Origin of the sequence: Paenibacillus phytohabitans (assembly GCF_013141775.1) — a bacterium.
GTDB lineage: Bacteria > Bacillota > Bacilli > Paenibacillales > Paenibacillaceae > Paenibacillus_AQ > Paenibacillus_AQ phytohabitans.
This window is the reverse complement of record NZ_WHOB01000097.1, coordinates 19,630-35,329: the sequence shown is the minus strand read 5'-3', so window position 1 is coordinate 35,329 and position 15,700 is coordinate 19,630. Positions and strand designations below refer to the sequence as shown.

Below are 15,700 nucleotides of genomic sequence, written 5' to 3'. Positions count from 1 at the left end.
TCCTCTTGCTTAATAAATGAACATTGCATCGCCAAAGCTGAAGAACCGGTACTGCTGCTTAATCGCTTCTTCATAGGCGGCGAGAATATGCTCCCGGCCGGCCAAAGCGCTCACCAGCATGACCAAAGTAGACTTCGGCAGATGGAAATTGGTAATCAGTGCATTGACGACAGTGAATTCGTAGCCGGGATAGATGAAAATATCCGTCCAGCCGCTTGATGCCTTGAGCGGTCCGCCCGCCGCTTGTCTCCCGGCCGTCTCAAGGGTCCGGCAGGAGGTGGTGCCGACAGCGATAATTCTTCCGCCTCTGGCTCTCGCGGAGTTCAGCATCTCTGCTGTCTCTTGGGATAATTCGTAATATTCGGCATGCATCACATGCTCTTCCACGGTTTCTACCGACATCGGACGGAAGGTGCCGAGACCTACATGCAGGGTAATATAAGCGATATTCACACCGGCCGCTGCAATCTGCTCCAGCAGCTCTTGGGTGAAATGCAGTCCCGCCGTAGGGGCGGCCGCCGATCCTTCATGCCGCGCGTAGACTGTCTGATAACGTTCGCGGTCATCCAGAGTTTCCTTAACGTACGGAGGAAGCGGCATCGATCCGAGCCTGTCCAGTATCTCCTGGAAGATTCCCTGATAGATAAAGCGCAGCGTCCGGCCGCCCATATCCGCTTCGTCCTCTATTACGGCGCGAAGCTCTTCGCTAAAGATGATCACCGCTCCGGTCTTCAGCTTCTTGCCGGGCTTAACCAGCGCTTCCCAGCGGTCTTCACCGAGATTCTTCAGCAGCAGAACCTCTGCCTTCGCCCCGGTATCCTCCTTGACACCGAACAGTCTGGCCGGAATAACTCTCGTATCATTCAATACCAGTGTATCTCCGGGACGGAATTGCTGCAGTATATCTGTGAAATGCCCGTGTTCCAGTTGACCGTTCTCCTTGTTTACGAGCAGCAGTCTGGATGAGCTGCGGTCGGCAAGCGGAGTCTGGGCAATCAGTTCCTCCGGCAAATTAAAATCATAATTATCTACATTCATGATGGGATCTTCATTCCTTAACTATAGTAACGTTATTAAAATAGTGTTGCAATATTTGACGATAATCATACCCGCTATCTGCCATGCCCTTTACGCCCCATTGGGACATGCCCAGGCCGTGCCCGTTGCCCCAGCCGATGAAATAGAATCCGGGACTGCTGGTGACCACTCTGGAAGATTGATCAGCACCCATGACTACGGTTCCGCTGCCATTTGCAGTAACTTTGCCGGTTGCAGAGAGCACTCCAGCGCTTGTCGAACTGCCAATTGTGGCTGTAGTGCCGTCAGCGCCTAGTACAGTATAACTGCCTGCCGGGACAATATCAAACAAAGTACTGGGCAATCCGCCAAAGGATGAACGGAACAGATCCGGGTATTTCACCTGCAGAATCTGGCCGTTAGCCTTGACTTCCACCGCTCTCCCCGAAGGGCCGCGCTTAGTCACCTGGAGACTGGTTATGGAAGACGGAAGAGCGTTGCTTGTTTTGCCGGACAGGCTTTTGAGCAGCTCTGCCGAGGTATACGGCCCTTTGATCCAGCTGTAGCTGCCGGATTCATAGACCTGGCCCAGCACTACGGCGTTATCGCCAGGGTTCAGCTTGCCTGCGGGAGTAACACTGCTCTCAATAATAGGCAAAGGCCGGATATTCACATCCTTGGTGGTTGCCGTAGCCAGCGGAAGTCCAGCCGCCGTTGTGTTCCCGGTCAATTTGATATTGTCTTCACGGGCATAACCGGAAATGCCGCTGTTCAGCAGCACATAATACCACTTTTTAGATGAAGCAACTGCCGCAACATCCTCGGCACTGGCTACACTGACGAAGGTATCGCCGCCGTTGTTCCATACTTCAGACGGATCTGCAGTAACGCCGCCGCCGTTGGAAGAGAACACGGCTTCTACTATTTTGCCGCCGCTCATCAGCACTTCGCCTGCAGTAGCATCCACTGCCTTGGTAATGACCGGAGCTTCAGCGCCTATGCCGTTATACACCTGGCTCAGCGTGGTATCGACAACATTGGCTACATCGAAGCGGTTGCCCTGGGCCAGTGCATAGCTGCGCGCCGCAACGGCCTGGGCTTTGAGCGCCTCTTCCGGCCAGCCGGATGAAACCTCTCCGCCGACAACCGCATACAGATATTGCTCCAGCGGCACTACGTTGATTACCGACAATGAACCGTTCAGATTGCCCAGCTCCAGATTGCCGCGGTAAGTACGCTTGGATCTCTCCGTAAGCAGAATCCCCTTCTCATTGCCGGCGGCCGTGAACTTCGCGTCGCTTCCGGATAACAGATAATGAAAGGCCTGGACTTCACTGCTGAAATCAAGTCCTGCATCCATCCGGATAATCAGTCCCGCTGTACCTGCCGCCACCGGCGACAGAACAAGCTGCGGGAGCAGTGCAGCTGCCGAGGCAGAGACCGCTGCAAGATCGCTGTCGCTCGCCGCTTCGCCTACCCAAACTTCAGTCCGTGCACTGCCGCCTTCTCCGGACACGAATACCGGCCAGGCATCGAACCCGGCAGCGGTTAGGCTGCCGACAACCGCCTGCGCTTCCTCAAGAGTCGCGTAGGAACCTGCGGACAGATGTCTGGTCCCGGCAACAGCCGGGGTCTGTCCTTCCGGAAGGCTTACTCCGGCTTTCATCACGGAGGTCAGCCCCGTTTTGGCGGCAGCTTCACTGGCATAGCTTCCAGTATATAGCTGATACACCTTGGCTCCGCCCCGTGATGCCATAAACAGCTGGGGTTTATCAGAGGTAGCCTGGAGCTTCTTGGCTGCATCCGCTGCCACCTGCCAGGTTGGCGTTTCCAGCACCTTCACCCGGTAACCGTCCAGACTGACACGGACTTTATTCTGGGCAGGAACCGACAATAGAGGTGTTCCGGCCTGCGAGAGCAGGCTGAAGCCCAAATCGGACTGCAGCGTGACCAGCGGTACGGTAGATTTATATTTGCTGCCAATATCGGCATACAGTGCAACCCGGATCGCCCCGCCGGTATCGGCGTGAGTGGTACCCGCAAAGGTCAGAAGGCTGCCTGCTACCAGTGATACGGCCAATACTCCGCGGCCCAGCAGCCCTAACCCTGTTTCTTTCCACCTGGCAAGATTCATTGTAGGCCTCCTAAAAAATTTTGAGAGTATCTGCTGCCTGACTAGGCTTCGTTCCAAACCAGCTTCGGAAGCATACTCTTAATTGTGTTATACAAAAGGTATTCTAGACTGCAACCAATTAAGCACCCGGTCGGGCGCTTATGTGACGAACGGTTTATTCAACTTCTCGCACCTAATCCATTGCAAAGAGCATTCAAATTCTTAAGCTTCTCACTTGTATAGATCCCCTAGATATCTGGCGGTTGGGACAGATTGTTGTATGAAATACAAGATTTGTCCCGCCAAACCGCTTGGAGGAGAAGAAATGTTGCCTTTGATACAACAATTCGGGAATTATAGCCGGGATCATACGAAAAATGTTGTATTATGGGCAGCCTCAGTTCTGCTGCGGAGGAAGCGGAAGTCCCAGATGATGATAGGCCGCCGGGGTCACTATGCGCCCGCGCGGCGTGCGCTGCAGGAAACCGATCTGCAGCAGATAGGGTTCGTATACATCCTCAATAGTCTGGCTCTCTTCGCCTATCGTAGCGGCGATGGTATCGAGCCCGACCGGTCCGCCGCGGAAGGAGCTGATCATCGACTGCAGCATCTTGTGGTCGATGTTGTCCAGTCCGCGCGGATCTACCTGAAGCATCTTCAGCGATTCAGCGGCAATCTCCGGCGTAATAATACCGTCGCCGCGGACCTGCGCATAATCGCGCACCCGCTTCAGGAGACGGTTGGCAATCCGCGGAGTCCCACGGGCCCGCAGGGCAATCTCTTCCGCAGCATCGCCCAGAATCTCGATGCTGAGCAGCTCGGCGTTGCGGGCTACGATGAAGCTCAGCTCATCGATTGTGTAGTACTCAAGCCGGCTGACTACGCCGAATCGGTCGCGCAGCGGAGCGGACAGCAGCCCCGCGCGTGTCGTTGCTCCAATGAGCGTGAAGGGCGGCAGGTCCAGCCGCACCGAGCGGGCACTTGGGCCTTTGCCGATCATAATATCCAGCGCGAAATCCTCCATCGCCGGATACATGACCTCTTCCACCGTGCGGTGCAGGCGGTGGATCTCATCAATGAACAGCACATCGCCTTCCTGGAGGTTGGTCAGCAGCGCGGCCAGATCGCCCGGCCGCTCAATTGCCGGACCGGAGGTGGTCCGCAGATTCACACCCAGCTCATTGGCGATAATATTCGCCAGCGTCGTTTTGCCCAGACCCGGAGGCCCGTACAGCAAGACATGATCCAGCGCTTCGCTGCGCATCTTGGCTGCTTCAATATATATTTTCAGGTTTTCTTTCACCTGGTTCTGGCCGATATATTCACCCAGATAACGGGGCCGCAGACTTAATTCAACCGCCTGCTCGTCCATCATCAGATTTGCCGATATAATCCGGTCATCCATTATTCCTCACTCCGTTCTTCAGGGACCTATTTGGCAATATACAGCAGCCCCAGCGCCTTCTTCATCAGCACATCAACCGGTCCGGTATCCGTACCTTCTTGCTTCATCTTCAGCCACACGCGGTCCAGCTCAGCATCGGTATAACCCAGTGCCCTCAGGCCGTCGCGAGCCTCTTCCCACGGTAGGGCCTCCACCTTAGCCTGGGCTTCAGCCGCTACAGCGAACAGGCCTGTCTGCAAGGCAGCTCCGCCGAAGCCGTCCAGCTTGTCCTTCAGATCCAGAATCATCCGCTGCGCCGTCTTCTTGCCGATGCCCGGCAGCTTCGTCAGGAAGGTGATATTCTCCTGATAGATCGCCGAGATCAGCTGATCCGGCGTTCCGCCGGTCAGAATACCCAGCGCCACGCGCGGGCCGATGCCCGATACCTCGATCAGCTTGCGGAACAGCTTCTGCTCCTCACGGGTCGGGAATCCGAACAGGAGCGTCGCATCCTCACGGGTCTGATAATGAATGAAGATGGTCACCGGACCCTCCACCTTGGCAAAAGCATACGGATTCGGGCAGAAGACCCGGTATCCTACGCCTTGAACATCCAGTACTACATATTCTGACTCCAAATGTACAACCGGTCCTCTTAGGAAATCTATCATTTTCGCAATACCTCATTTAATTTGGAATTAAGACTCACGGAATGGGCGTGGCATACCGCCACCGCCAGTGCATCCGCCACATCATCGGGCTTCGGTACAGCCGACAGCTTAAGGAGCAGCTTGACCATCTCCTGAACCTGTTTCTTCTCCGCCTTGCCGTACCCTACTACTGCCTGCTTCACCATCATAGGGGTGTATTCCGCCACCGGCAGCCCGCGCTGCACGGCCGCCAGAATCAGCACTCCGCGCGCCTGCGCCACCGGCAGCGCCGTTGTCACATTGCGGCTGAAGAACAGCTTCTCTACCGCAACCGCATCCGGCTTATATTTATCAATCAGCTGCACCATGCCTTCATAGACATGCAGCAGGCGTTCCTCTTCCGGAGTATGCGCCTCAGTCTGGATGCAGCCGTACTGGACCGGAGTCAATTTGTTACCAACCTTATCTACAAAACCAAAGCCGACAATCGCCAGCCCCGGATCAATCCCCAAGATGCGCAAGATCCTTCTCTCTCCTCTGTGCCAGGGCAGAATAGCCCCTGCGGGTTCATCCATGAATCCGCCCTAAAGCGAACATATGTATTCCTTCTACCCATTATAACAAAAAAATTTCCCCGGGGAGACAAAAACTTTGTCCCGGAGAAATTAAAATCAGGCTGCTATTTCAAACAAAAAAACCCGTGAGCCTCCTGCCCACGAGTCTTCAAACAGTTATGTCCTTCACTTCATTCCGCATGCATCACCTGTTCCGCCGAGTCCCTCGCATAGTCGCTGAAGGTAGACAGTACACTGTTGTACTCCTCCAGGTCCTGTACCCGGATGCCCTGATGAAGCTGCTCCCAGATCCCCTCCGGCAAAGAGGATTTCATCGAGCCCATATCCAGCTGAAAGAAGGTCTTCATCACCTTTTCCGACGTCGGCGGTCCTTTGAACAGCGTCAGATTCCCCTGTTCATCCACTCCGAAGTAGGCCTCTTTTTTGGTTAGAGGCGACAGGTCATTGACTCTCTGCTCCAGCCACAAATCGCCTTCCCTGCTGAGCCATCCGCTCCAATCGGAATGCTGTCCGATCATCATCTTCAGCTGGGCCGGTGTCTGCTTGCCGGGCAGTGTCTGCACCTCTTCGCCGGATACATAAATTGTCTTCAGGTGCACCGTTCTGCTGACCGCTTCCCGGTTGACCGCTTCAAGCAGCTCTTTGCTGTCCATCACTGCAGCTTCATCTTCTGCTTCATTCCCTGTATGGTTATAAACGGCTGCCACAGCCGGAATGCTGCTGCCGGGTTCCCGGTCCTGCTCCTCTATTCCGCTTAGTGTTCCAGGCAACGTCCAGGCTGTATGCTCCAACAGCAGGCTGATCTCTTCCGGAACCTGCATGCCACGCCAGGCCAGCACCGTAAGCGCGATGCATGCCGCCCCCACCCAGGGAGCCTTTTTCCAACGTCTCCACCGCCGCCACAGTTGTTTTTTCAAGCGAAAAGCATTCACGTTAATCCCTTCATTCTGGTTTTTCCCTATTGTGACCTGTGAAGGGAGCATTTATGCGTTTTTGCTTGAAATTCATTCCAAGCGGAATTAATCTGTGTCCAGCGGATTCTCAATGGCTCCGAGGAACAGGACCACCTGAGTCTGCACATCCTTGATCATGAACAGAAACGGCCGGTTGACCGTCATTTCAAAGGGCGTATCTGCCGGAGGGGCTGATCCTGCAAGCATCTCGATCACAGTGGAAGCCGCCGCCTCCGTCCCCCGTTCATTCACATCGATGTAGGTTTTGTGGATGACCTTGCTGAAATAAATCGGGCGATTCAGGTCCGCCAGCAGCGGGAAATCCCCCTGGTCCGGGTCGAAAGCCAGCTTCACACCCAGCGCCTGCAGAACCTTTGTAAGCTCTGCCCCGTAGCCCGCTGTAAAACGCGGCAGCCGCAGCGTCCCCCGGGCACTGGCGAAGCCCTCATCAAGCGGGAGGCTGCCCGCCGCAAGCTGATCCGCAAGCTCCTGCAAGGAAGATTCCCCGCCCGGCAGGATTACGGTCATCTCCATCTGGCCCTCTCCATAAGGAAGCTTCACAGCCTGCCAGTCCTCATTCTCAGCATACTGAAAATATCCGCTCCGCTTCATCATCATTGCCCGCACTGCTGCCCCGTCCGGGGGATAGAAGTCTGCTGGCGCAGTTGCCTCCTCCGGAAACACATCACTCCAGCCGGCTTTGAGATACAGCGCGTTGACAAGTACCGCCACAGCCTGCGGTCCCGGCGGCTCCGTGAGCATTTCATTAATTCTATGCTCCGTGTGGTCCGAGACCCAATCATTAATCTGCGTCACAGATTTCTCTGCAGCTAAGTCTGTCGCCCTGATCTCTGCGTTATAGAAATCCTTACCTGTCTTGAGATAGTCCTTGCGCAGCGGCAGCCCCTTCATGCCCCAGACCGAGTTCGCGATCTTCAGCTCAATTCCCGGTCCGGCGTCATTCAGCAGCTGCAGCAAAGCCTGATGGCCGGTATTCAGCTGCTCCCGCTCATCAGGTGCATAGCCCAGCAGCGTTCCCAGCTCCTCTGCCGTCTCTCCGTCCGCACCGTTATAAGCAAGGGCCAGCGCAGCGGCAACACTATAAGGTGACACCGTCAGATTCCCGCCGCCCGGCTTCCACAACTGGCCAAACAGCATCGCGCCCAGCCGGTTACTTCTCTCGGCCAGTCCGAAATCAAGCCCGGCTGCAGCTGCCTGTCTCTCTGAATAGCTCATTTTGGAACCTCCTTTACTGCAGCCGGCCAGGAGCAGCACGGCTAACAAGAGTACGGATATTCTTTTGATCATCATAGCTCCCTCCTTGAGTTCATCCGAAGCGGCAAGGCTATGTACCAGATGCCCTTTCACATTCATGGACGATCCCAATTGGAAAAAGTTGCAAATGACCGGCTCAGATATTCATTAGAAATTCGGCACCACTGGCAGCTTAATATGGCTCGGATACTCCTGGTTATGGCAGATCGTCTGCTGCACAATGACCGCTTCCGTATCTTCATACGGATTGTTTCCGGTGTTTGTGTTAGGAAAGGCCACGAATTTGCTGGAAGAAGTGACGGTGAAGCGGACCCGGTGTCCCGCGGCAAACGAGTGGGCGATGTTCTGCAGGAAAATATCGTACCGCTCCACCTGCCCCGGCACCAGCAGCTGCGGCTGTTCCAGCCCGTGCCGGTATTTCGCCCGCACGATGTAATTGGACAGGCGGATGGAATCTCCTTGTTCATTCACATCACTCAGCGTCACGACCCAGTCCGTATCCAGACCCGAGCTTGCCGCATAGATGACCGCAGACAGCTCACCGGCAATGGTCAGCTTCTCCGCCAGCGGCTCACTGGTATAGACAACGATATCGCTGCGCAGCTCATGCTTCCGCATATTCTCCGGCTCCCGCTCGCCGCTGTCGGCAACCGGGTCAGCCGGATTATAGATGTAAGTGTCTGCTGCTGAATGTTCCTCCGGCTCCATAACCAGCCGTCCATCGCCCAGTGATGAATTCGCCCGGCCGTCTCCGCCCAGATAGAACGGAGTTACCTTTGCTTCTGCCGGTGTCCAGTCCTCCGAGGTTCTCCAGCGGTTCTCGCCCACCACATAATAGGAAGCACGCGGCTCCTGGTCGATTCCGTTCGGAATCCCCTTCAGGAACCGGTCGAACCAGCGCAGCACAGATATATCATAATCGTACACCACTGCATCATTGCCGAAGGATACGTCCAGCAGATCCCGCGCCCGGTTCGGTCCGTGCTCCCAGGCACCTAGGCGGATTTTGCGGCTCTTCACATCATGCTCCGTCAGCATCCGCCAGGTCTCCGATACCCCCGGGCTGTCACCGTCATACCAGCCGGAGATCACATACATCGGAACCTTAACCTGATCTCCGCGTTCGGTGAACGTACAGTTTCTCCAGAAATCGTCATACTCGGGATGCTGGCTCCACAGCTCCCACGGCCCCGAAGTGCGGCCGATCATCTGCTGCGGAATATCCCTGATGGGTCTGGCATCGACCGCAGCTTCAGGGTCCACTGTAATGCCGCCAAAAATATCAAAGTCCGTCCGCGTCCCCACCGACTGCGCAAGCGTCCAGGACAGCAGCGGCCAGGAGCAGAGCGTTCCTCCTTTGCGCGCGGTGTCCACGAACGGCGAACCTACATTAACCTCATCCACCACCGCCAGCAGGTTCGGGTGACCGCTGGTAGCGGCTGCTACAACAACATAGCCGAGGTAGGAGGCGCCCCACATTCCAACTTTGCCGTCAGACCATTCCTGGGCAATAATCCAGTCAATGGTATCGTAGCCGTCATCGCGTTCATTGTAGAACGGGATCAGCTCACCTTCCGAATCCGCGCGGCCGCGTACATCCTGGGAGATCACGGCGTAGCCTTTATTCGCCCAGCGCATGAAGATTTCTTTTTTACCATTCCGGTCGTAACAGGTTCTCACCAAGATAGTTGGCACCTTCGTTCCCGGCTCAAGACCTTCAGGAAGAAATACATCGGTAGCCAGCTTCACGCCATCCCGCATCGGCACAAGATACGTTCCCAGATCGTTCACACCATATTCCGGCTGCGACAGCAGCGGTTCAGCATAGAGGGCGAGCGGGGTCAGCTGCTCATATCCTGCCTTAACGATCAGCTCAATGCCATAGCGGTTAGGGGTCAGAAAGGCGATCACCTCCCCGTCCAGCGTTACAATATCCAGCGCCGTGCCCCCGCGGTAAGCCCATACCTGCGAAGTCCGCTCTACACCGGAGATCTCCGCCTGATAGGTAATATGCTTCTGATATTTGTCCCCGTTCTTGAGGATAACCTCGTCCCCGGCCCATTCCGCATCGGTGTACACATGAAGCTGCCCCGCGATCCGCGTCAGCGGAAGAACATATTTCGCGCCAGCATCCAGCACATTCTCCTGCATCTGTGTGCGTCTGCGGGTGTCAACCTTGGCGTGCATGACCTCCTTGTCCGTGAAACGGATAGTGCCGCTATATATCCCCGAGCAATAGAAGTTGAAGCTTGTCTGCTGTAAGTATGAATTCATCTGTAAAAGTCCCCTATCCGCAAATTTGTTCGAACACACGCAGCCAGTTGCCGCCCATAATCTTAGCGATCTCTTCATCACTGTACCCGCGCGCCACCAGTCCCCGCGTGAAATTGCTGAAATAACTGTATTTCTCAAGCCCTGCTACGGTTTCCGTGGAGGGACCATCCCCTTTGGCGAACCCCAGCTTAGGTGCAATCTGCTCCTTGAAAAAGACCAGTGACCACTCCAGGTCACTCATAGGCCAGTCCGTTCCGATACCCACATGCTCTACGCCTACCAGCCTGATCACATATTCAATATGGTCCAGTACATGCTCAATGGTGGTATGGTCCGGATCTTCATGCACAAACCACGGCATCGCAAAAATACCAATCACACCGCCGGTCGCAGCAATCGCGCGGATCTCCTCGTCACTTTTGCAGCGCATATGCGGGTAGATAGCTTCCACGCCGGTATGCGAGGCGATAACCGGCGCCTTTGAGGCCGCACAGGCATCCAGGGTGGTCTGTCTGCCGCAATGTCCGGTATCGGTGATGATTCCCAGCGCATTCAGCCGCTCCACAAACCGCAGGCCGTATTTGGACAGCCCGCCATTGCCCGGCTCCGCACAGCCGGAACCTATCAGATTCTGGTTGTTGTACGTTAGCTGCAGAATCCTTAGACCAAAGCCATGCAGCGCATCGAGCAGCTCCAGATTTTTCCCCAGCGCATCCGTTTCTTGTGCCGTTACAATCCCTGCCTTCCTGCCCTCCCGTTTAGCCCTGCGGATATCCTCCGCCGTCAGTGCCTTCACCAGCCAGTCTGCGGAATCGAACTGCAGCTGAACCTCGCCCATACTGGTAATCATGCTCTCCGTATCATTCAGGTGCAGCTCACGGTTCCCCGCCGTAATGCCGGACTTGTACCATTCCTCTTTGTACTCCGCAATCTCACCACTGGCCGACAGCCGGGTAATGATCTGCGCCGGCATGGCGCTATAGACCATCGGTTCATCCTTGTACGGCTCGCACAGCTCCTTCACCTTAAGCGAGACGCTCTCCGGGATAGCGCTTGGGGATAAGGGCCCCTGGAACAGCAGATCAATATTGATATTCTCCTCATGCAGGCGTTTCGCCCGCTCCTCCTGTTCAGCACTCAGTCCGAACTCATACCAGCCTTCCCGTTCCTGTAAATTCACTTGATCCGGCCCCTCCTCTATGAAACTACCTATTTACTTGATGCTCGCTCGTCCCCGCGGTGAATATTTGGGCTTCCGGCTGCCGCCGCTCCTGCCATTTCAGAAATCGCTTGCTGAGGCTTTGCAGTAACCAATTACGCTAAGCTTAACTGCACTTTATACAACTAAAACGTCTGATTTTCAACTGATTATCCGTTTAGTTGTATTTCGTGCAATTAAACTGACCAATGTAGTTGGTTATCACCCATTCGGGCAGATTTAGTTGTACAGATTACAGTTATAAGAGGCAATCAGCTCTTTTCTCTGTTTTTAATTGTACATTATACAACTATCACTGAAGTTTCACTTCGAGCTGAATACATCCATTGCCGCTTGCTGCATTGTTGAATCGACACACTTCATTAGATCTGATGCTGGACTAGTTACTCTTAATAAGAAATGCCGAGACCTATTTAAAATGAAATCTCCACGCCTTTATGCAGAGCAACCGCCTGTTTATAAATATAGAAGGCTGCGGCAAGATCCTGAACGGCAAGCCCCAGTCCCTTAAAAAGCGTAATCTCATTGCCGCTTCCCCTGCCGGGGATACGCCCCTTAAGCAGCCCGCCAATTTCACCAATAATATGGTCCGCCGTAATCGCCCCTTCGCTGAGCGGGATCAGATAATCTCCCGCTTCATGGACCGCTGACTCCAGCCGGTCCACATAGAGCCTCGCCCCGGCTACCAGCGCCGTGTCCAGCTCCCGTTCATGCGCCCTGCATGCGCCGATCGCATTGATATGCGCGCCTGGCTTCACCCAGGCGCCGTGCAGCACCGGCTCGCCCGCCGCCGTTGCCGTACAAATAATGTCCGCGTCCGTCACCGCGTCCTGCACAGACAGCGCTGCCGTGATCTCTGCGTTCCACCGGCTGCTCATGGCATCGGCGAACGCCCGGGCCTTGCCCGGCGTTCTGCTCCAGACTTTGGCGCGCTTAATGCCGCGCACCTGCAGCATAGCTTCCAGATGGCTCCGGGCCTGCTCCCCGGTGCCGAGAACCGCCAGGGACTCCGCCTCTTCCCTGGCGAGCAGCTTCGTCGCCGCCGCACTGACTGCCGCCGTGCGGATGGCTGTAATCGACTGGCCGTCTACCATGGCCAGCGGCACGCCGGTGGCGGCGTCGAACAAAGACACCATCCCCTGATGCGACGGCAGGCCGCTCCCGTGGTTGCCGGGGAATACGCTGATGATCTTGGCACCAGCGATCCCTTCACGCCGCAGATACCCGGGCATCAATCCGAGCACATTCCGCTCCTCCAGCGGCAGGACCTGGCGGAGACTCTGCACAGCCTCCCCCTCCGACAGATCAGCGTGGACAGTTTCCATCACAGCGATGCAGGACTCCATCGTTAGAATCTCCGTAACTTCCTTACCGTTTATTATCAGCACCTATAGACCCTCCCGGATTCCTGGTATCAAAAAATGATTCAAGCTTATCTTTCTATGCCATCATTTGCTATACTCTATATTAGCGAAAAAAGTTAAAAACTAAAACAAAGGGGATATCCTTGATGATTATTCAGCCAAAAACACGCGGCTTTATCTGCACGACTGCTCACCCGGAGGGATGTGCCGGACAAATACAGGAACAGATTGACTATGTACGGGCACAAAAGAAACTTACCGGTCCGGCCAACGTGCTGGTCATCGGCGCTTCTACCGGCTACGGGCTGGCTTCCCGGATTGCTGCCGCATTTGGTGCAGGTGCCAACACCATCGGCGTCTTCTTCGACAAAGCCGCTGAAGGTGCCCGCACAGCATCCGCAGGCTGGTACAATTCCGCTGCTTTTGAGCAGGAAGCGGCCAAGCTCGGCCTGAAATCATTCAGCATCGTCGGCGATGCCTTCTCGGATGCCATTAAGACCAAGACCATCGACCTCATCAAAGCTGAATTCGGCACCGTTGATCTCGTTATCTACAGCGTAGCTTCCCCTCGCCGCACCCATCCCGTTACAGGAGAAGTCTTCTCTTCGGTGATTAAGCCGGTTGGGGAAGCTTACACGAACAAGACGATGAACTTCCACACCGGGGAAGTATCTAATGTTACTATAGAGCCGGCAACGGATGACGAAGTCCGCCAGACGATCGCAGTTATGGGCGGAGAAGACTGGGGCATGTGGATCAATCAGCTGCAGGAAGCAGCCGTGCTTGCAGACGGTGCAACAACCGTGGCCTATTCCTATATCGGACCTAAGATCACCCATCCCATCTACCGGGACGGAACCATCGGCCAGGCGAAGAACCATCTGGAACAGACGGCGATCTCGCTGAACGAGCAGCTCTCTGCTACAGGCGGACGGGCCTTCGTCTCCGTGAACAAGGCTCTGGTTACCCAGTCCAGCTCCGCCATCCCTGTGGTGCCGCTGTATATTTCCGCACTCTATAGAGTCATGAAGGAAAAAGAACTGCACGAGAACTGCATTCAGCAGATGTACCGCCTGTTCGCAGACCACCTGTATAATGGCGGTGAAGCAGCAGCAGACGGCAGCCACCTGATCCGGATTGATGACTGGGAGATGCGCGAGGATGTGCAGATCGAGGTCATGAGACGCTGGAACGAGCTTGAAACGGATAATGTTCCTGAACTTGCGGACCTTAAAGGCTACCAGGATGACTTCTTCCATCTGTTCGGCTTCCGCACCGAAGGCGTGGATTACGAAGCCGAGACCGACCCTGCTGTTGCTATTCCCAATATGGTATAAGCGTTCCGCCCAATACATGAAGCCGTTCCCTTCACCGGGAGCGGCTTTTTGGCGTGCAGATTCCAGGTTATCGCTCCAATTCGGGCATAAAATAACGTTTGACTTTAGATAATCCTTGCAGTATTTTATATCTAAAAGATATATCTTACAGATTGGATGCGTGCATATGGCTGCTAACAGAAGCAAGACAGGTTACGTGTTACTGGGACTATTAAACGAAGAGAACTTGACTGGGTATGAGATCAAAAAAATTGTAGATACCCGGCTTTCCTTTTTTTGGAGTGAGAGCTTTGGCCAGATCTATCCGGAACTGAAGCGGCTGGCTGCGGGGGGCCTGATCGCTGTGTGTGAGGAACCTGTTTCTGTGGAAGGCAAGAACAGCAAACAAAGCATCAAGTACCAGATAACCGCATCCGGAAGATACGAATTACAGGAATGGCTTAAGACACCGGTGGAAAAAGAAACCGTACGCTACGAGCTGCTGCTTAAGCTGTATTTTTCCAATTCCTCCTCATCCGCCACCATGCTGGAGCATGTCCGGGAGTTTGAAATCAACCACCGGCGGCAGCAGCAGCTGTTCGGCAAATTCGAGGCGCAGCTGAAGCAGAATCTGGATGTTCACAGTAATCACAGCCGCATTCTGATGGTCCTGTCCTTTGGCCAGAAGCTGTGGGAGTCTTATGCGGACTGGTGCGGGCAGACCATAGCTTTGCTGGAGCAGGAAATCGCAGAACAGGAGAACCCGCCGAATGAATAAAACCGTGGATTTGTATTACTTTTCCGGTACGGGCAATACGAAAGCGATTGTAGACTTCGTGTGCAGAACCCTTAAGACCTATAACATCCGCATCTCCCTGAACCTGATCGGCAGCGGATATATGCCAAGCAGTCCGGTTAATGACCTGTGGCTTGCCTTCCCGGTCAATTCGCAGTCCGTATCCCCGTTCATCTGGAGATTCCTCCGGCGGCTCCCGAAGAGCCAGGGCACCAAAGTATATGTGATCGCTACGCTCAATAACTCAGCCCATATTCTGGAGCCGCTCTATACCCTGCTGAAGAATAAGGGCTACATCCCTGTCTCCGCCTGCGAGATCAGTATGCCTAATAATATGCTGAATGCTGAAGCAAGACCGGAGGAGGATCAGGCCCGGCTGAGCGCAGCCTATCAGAAAGCTGAGACTTTTGTCCATCAGGCACTTGCCGGTGAATCCGCCTGGAAGTCAGAGTATCCCGGGTCGAAGGCCGTCTCCGTTCTCTCCAGAAGAACCGTGCTGCCCTGGATGTCGATGCGGCTGATGCTCAGATTGCGGACAGTCCCCTCCAAGTGCATCAGTTGTGAATTATGCGTTCTGCAATGTCCCACCGGTAATATAGTAGTCGTCGATGATCTGCCATACCATGGGTACAAATGTGATTTCTGTATGAAGTGTGCGGCAAACTGTCCGCGGAACGCAATCGTAGTATCAGGCAAAGACAAACTTCATTTCCGCAATGCCAGAATGCATAAATCTACTTTGGAACTATAGGATGGAGAGTTCA

13 protein-coding genes are annotated in these 15,700 nt (G+C 54.8%); 3 read left to right on the top strand and 10 right to left on the bottom strand.

All coding sequences use genetic code 11. The features are described from left to right. Positions 1-9: 9 nt before the first annotated feature. The 10 genes from queA to GC101_RS33715 form a co-directional block, all read right to left on the bottom strand. Positions 10-1,038 (bottom strand): tRNA preQ1(34) S-adenosylmethionine ribosyltransferase-isomerase QueA, encoded by a 1,029-nt coding sequence (queA, locus tag GC101_RS33760; protein WP_171720869.1) that lies wholly within the window; start codon positions 1,036-1,038, stop codon positions 10-12. 10 nt (positions 1,039-1,048) lie between these two features. Further along, the gene (locus GC101_RS33755; RefSeq protein WP_171720868.1) at positions 1,049-3,151 is read right to left on the bottom strand and encodes a SpoIID/LytB domain-containing protein; all 2,103 of its coding nucleotides are present in this window, start codon (positions 3,149-3,151) and stop codon (positions 1,049-1,051) included. A gap of 376 nt (positions 3,152-3,527) precedes the next feature. Next, positions 3,528-4,535, bottom strand: a complete 1,008-nt coding sequence (gene ruvB, locus GC101_RS33750) for a Holliday junction branch migration DNA helicase RuvB (protein ID WP_171720867.1) — start codon at positions 4,533-4,535, stop codon at positions 3,528-3,530. 26 nt (positions 4,536-4,561) lie between these two features. Next, the gene (ruvA, locus tag GC101_RS33745; protein ID WP_171720866.1) at positions 4,562-5,185 is read right to left on the bottom strand and encodes a Holliday junction branch migration protein RuvA; all 624 of its coding nucleotides are present in this window, start codon (positions 5,183-5,185) and stop codon (positions 4,562-4,564) included. Continuing rightward, on the bottom strand, positions 5,182-5,685 hold the full coding sequence (ruvC, locus tag GC101_RS33740; protein ID WP_039294456.1) for a crossover junction endodeoxyribonuclease RuvC: 504 nt from the start codon (positions 5,683-5,685) through the stop codon (positions 5,182-5,184). The genes ruvA and ruvC overlap by 4 nt, the downstream gene beginning before the upstream one ends. 224 nt (positions 5,686-5,909) lie before the next feature. Next, on the bottom strand, positions 5,910-6,656 hold the full coding sequence (locus GC101_RS33735) for a BofC C-terminal domain-containing protein (protein WP_171720865.1): 747 nt from the start codon (positions 6,654-6,656) through the stop codon (positions 5,910-5,912). 102 nt (positions 6,657-6,758) lie between these two features. Next, positions 6,759-8,003, bottom strand: a complete 1,245-nt coding sequence (locus GC101_RS33730; RefSeq protein ID WP_171720864.1) for a serpin family protein — start codon at positions 8,001-8,003, stop codon at positions 6,759-6,761. A 111-nt stretch (positions 8,004-8,114) separates the two neighbouring features. Further along, positions 8,115-10,241 carry a CocE/NonD family hydrolase gene (locus GC101_RS33725; protein WP_171720863.1) on the bottom strand — a complete coding sequence of 709 codons (2,127 nt, stop codon included), beginning with the start codon at positions 10,239-10,241 and terminating at the stop codon, positions 8,115-8,117. A 13-nt stretch (positions 10,242-10,254) separates the two neighbouring features. Further along, positions 10,255-11,421: a membrane dipeptidase gene (locus tag GC101_RS33720; protein ID WP_171720862.1), complete on the bottom strand. Its 1,167-nt coding sequence runs from the start codon at positions 11,419-11,421 to the stop codon at positions 10,255-10,257. 452 nt (positions 11,422-11,873) lie between these two features. Continuing rightward, a complete protein-coding gene (locus GC101_RS33715; protein WP_171720861.1) occupies positions 11,874-12,848 on the bottom strand; it encodes an ornithine cyclodeaminase family protein in 975 nt (324 codons plus the stop codon). Between the two features lie 122 nt (positions 12,849-12,970). On the opposite strand from GC101_RS33715, the gene fabV reads away from it, so the two are divergent. The 3 genes from fabV to GC101_RS33700 all read left to right on the top strand — a co-directional run bounded on the left by fabV (position 12,971) and on the right by GC101_RS33700 (position 15,687). Continuing rightward, positions 12,971-14,161, top strand: a complete 1,191-nt coding sequence (gene fabV, locus GC101_RS33710) for an enoyl-ACP reductase FabV (RefSeq protein ID WP_171720860.1) — start codon at positions 12,971-12,973, stop codon at positions 14,159-14,161. A 166-nt stretch (positions 14,162-14,327) separates the two neighbouring features. Beyond that, positions 14,328-14,918, top strand: a complete 591-nt coding sequence (locus tag GC101_RS33705) for a PadR family transcriptional regulator (RefSeq protein WP_171720859.1) — start codon at positions 14,328-14,330, stop codon at positions 14,916-14,918. Then, positions 14,911-15,687 carry an EFR1 family ferrodoxin gene (locus GC101_RS33700; RefSeq protein WP_171720858.1) on the top strand — a complete coding sequence of 259 codons (777 nt, stop codon included), beginning with the start codon at positions 14,911-14,913 and terminating at the stop codon, positions 15,685-15,687. Before GC101_RS33705 ends, GC101_RS33700 begins: the two co-directional genes overlap by 8 nt. Positions 15,688-15,700 lie beyond the last annotated feature (13 nt).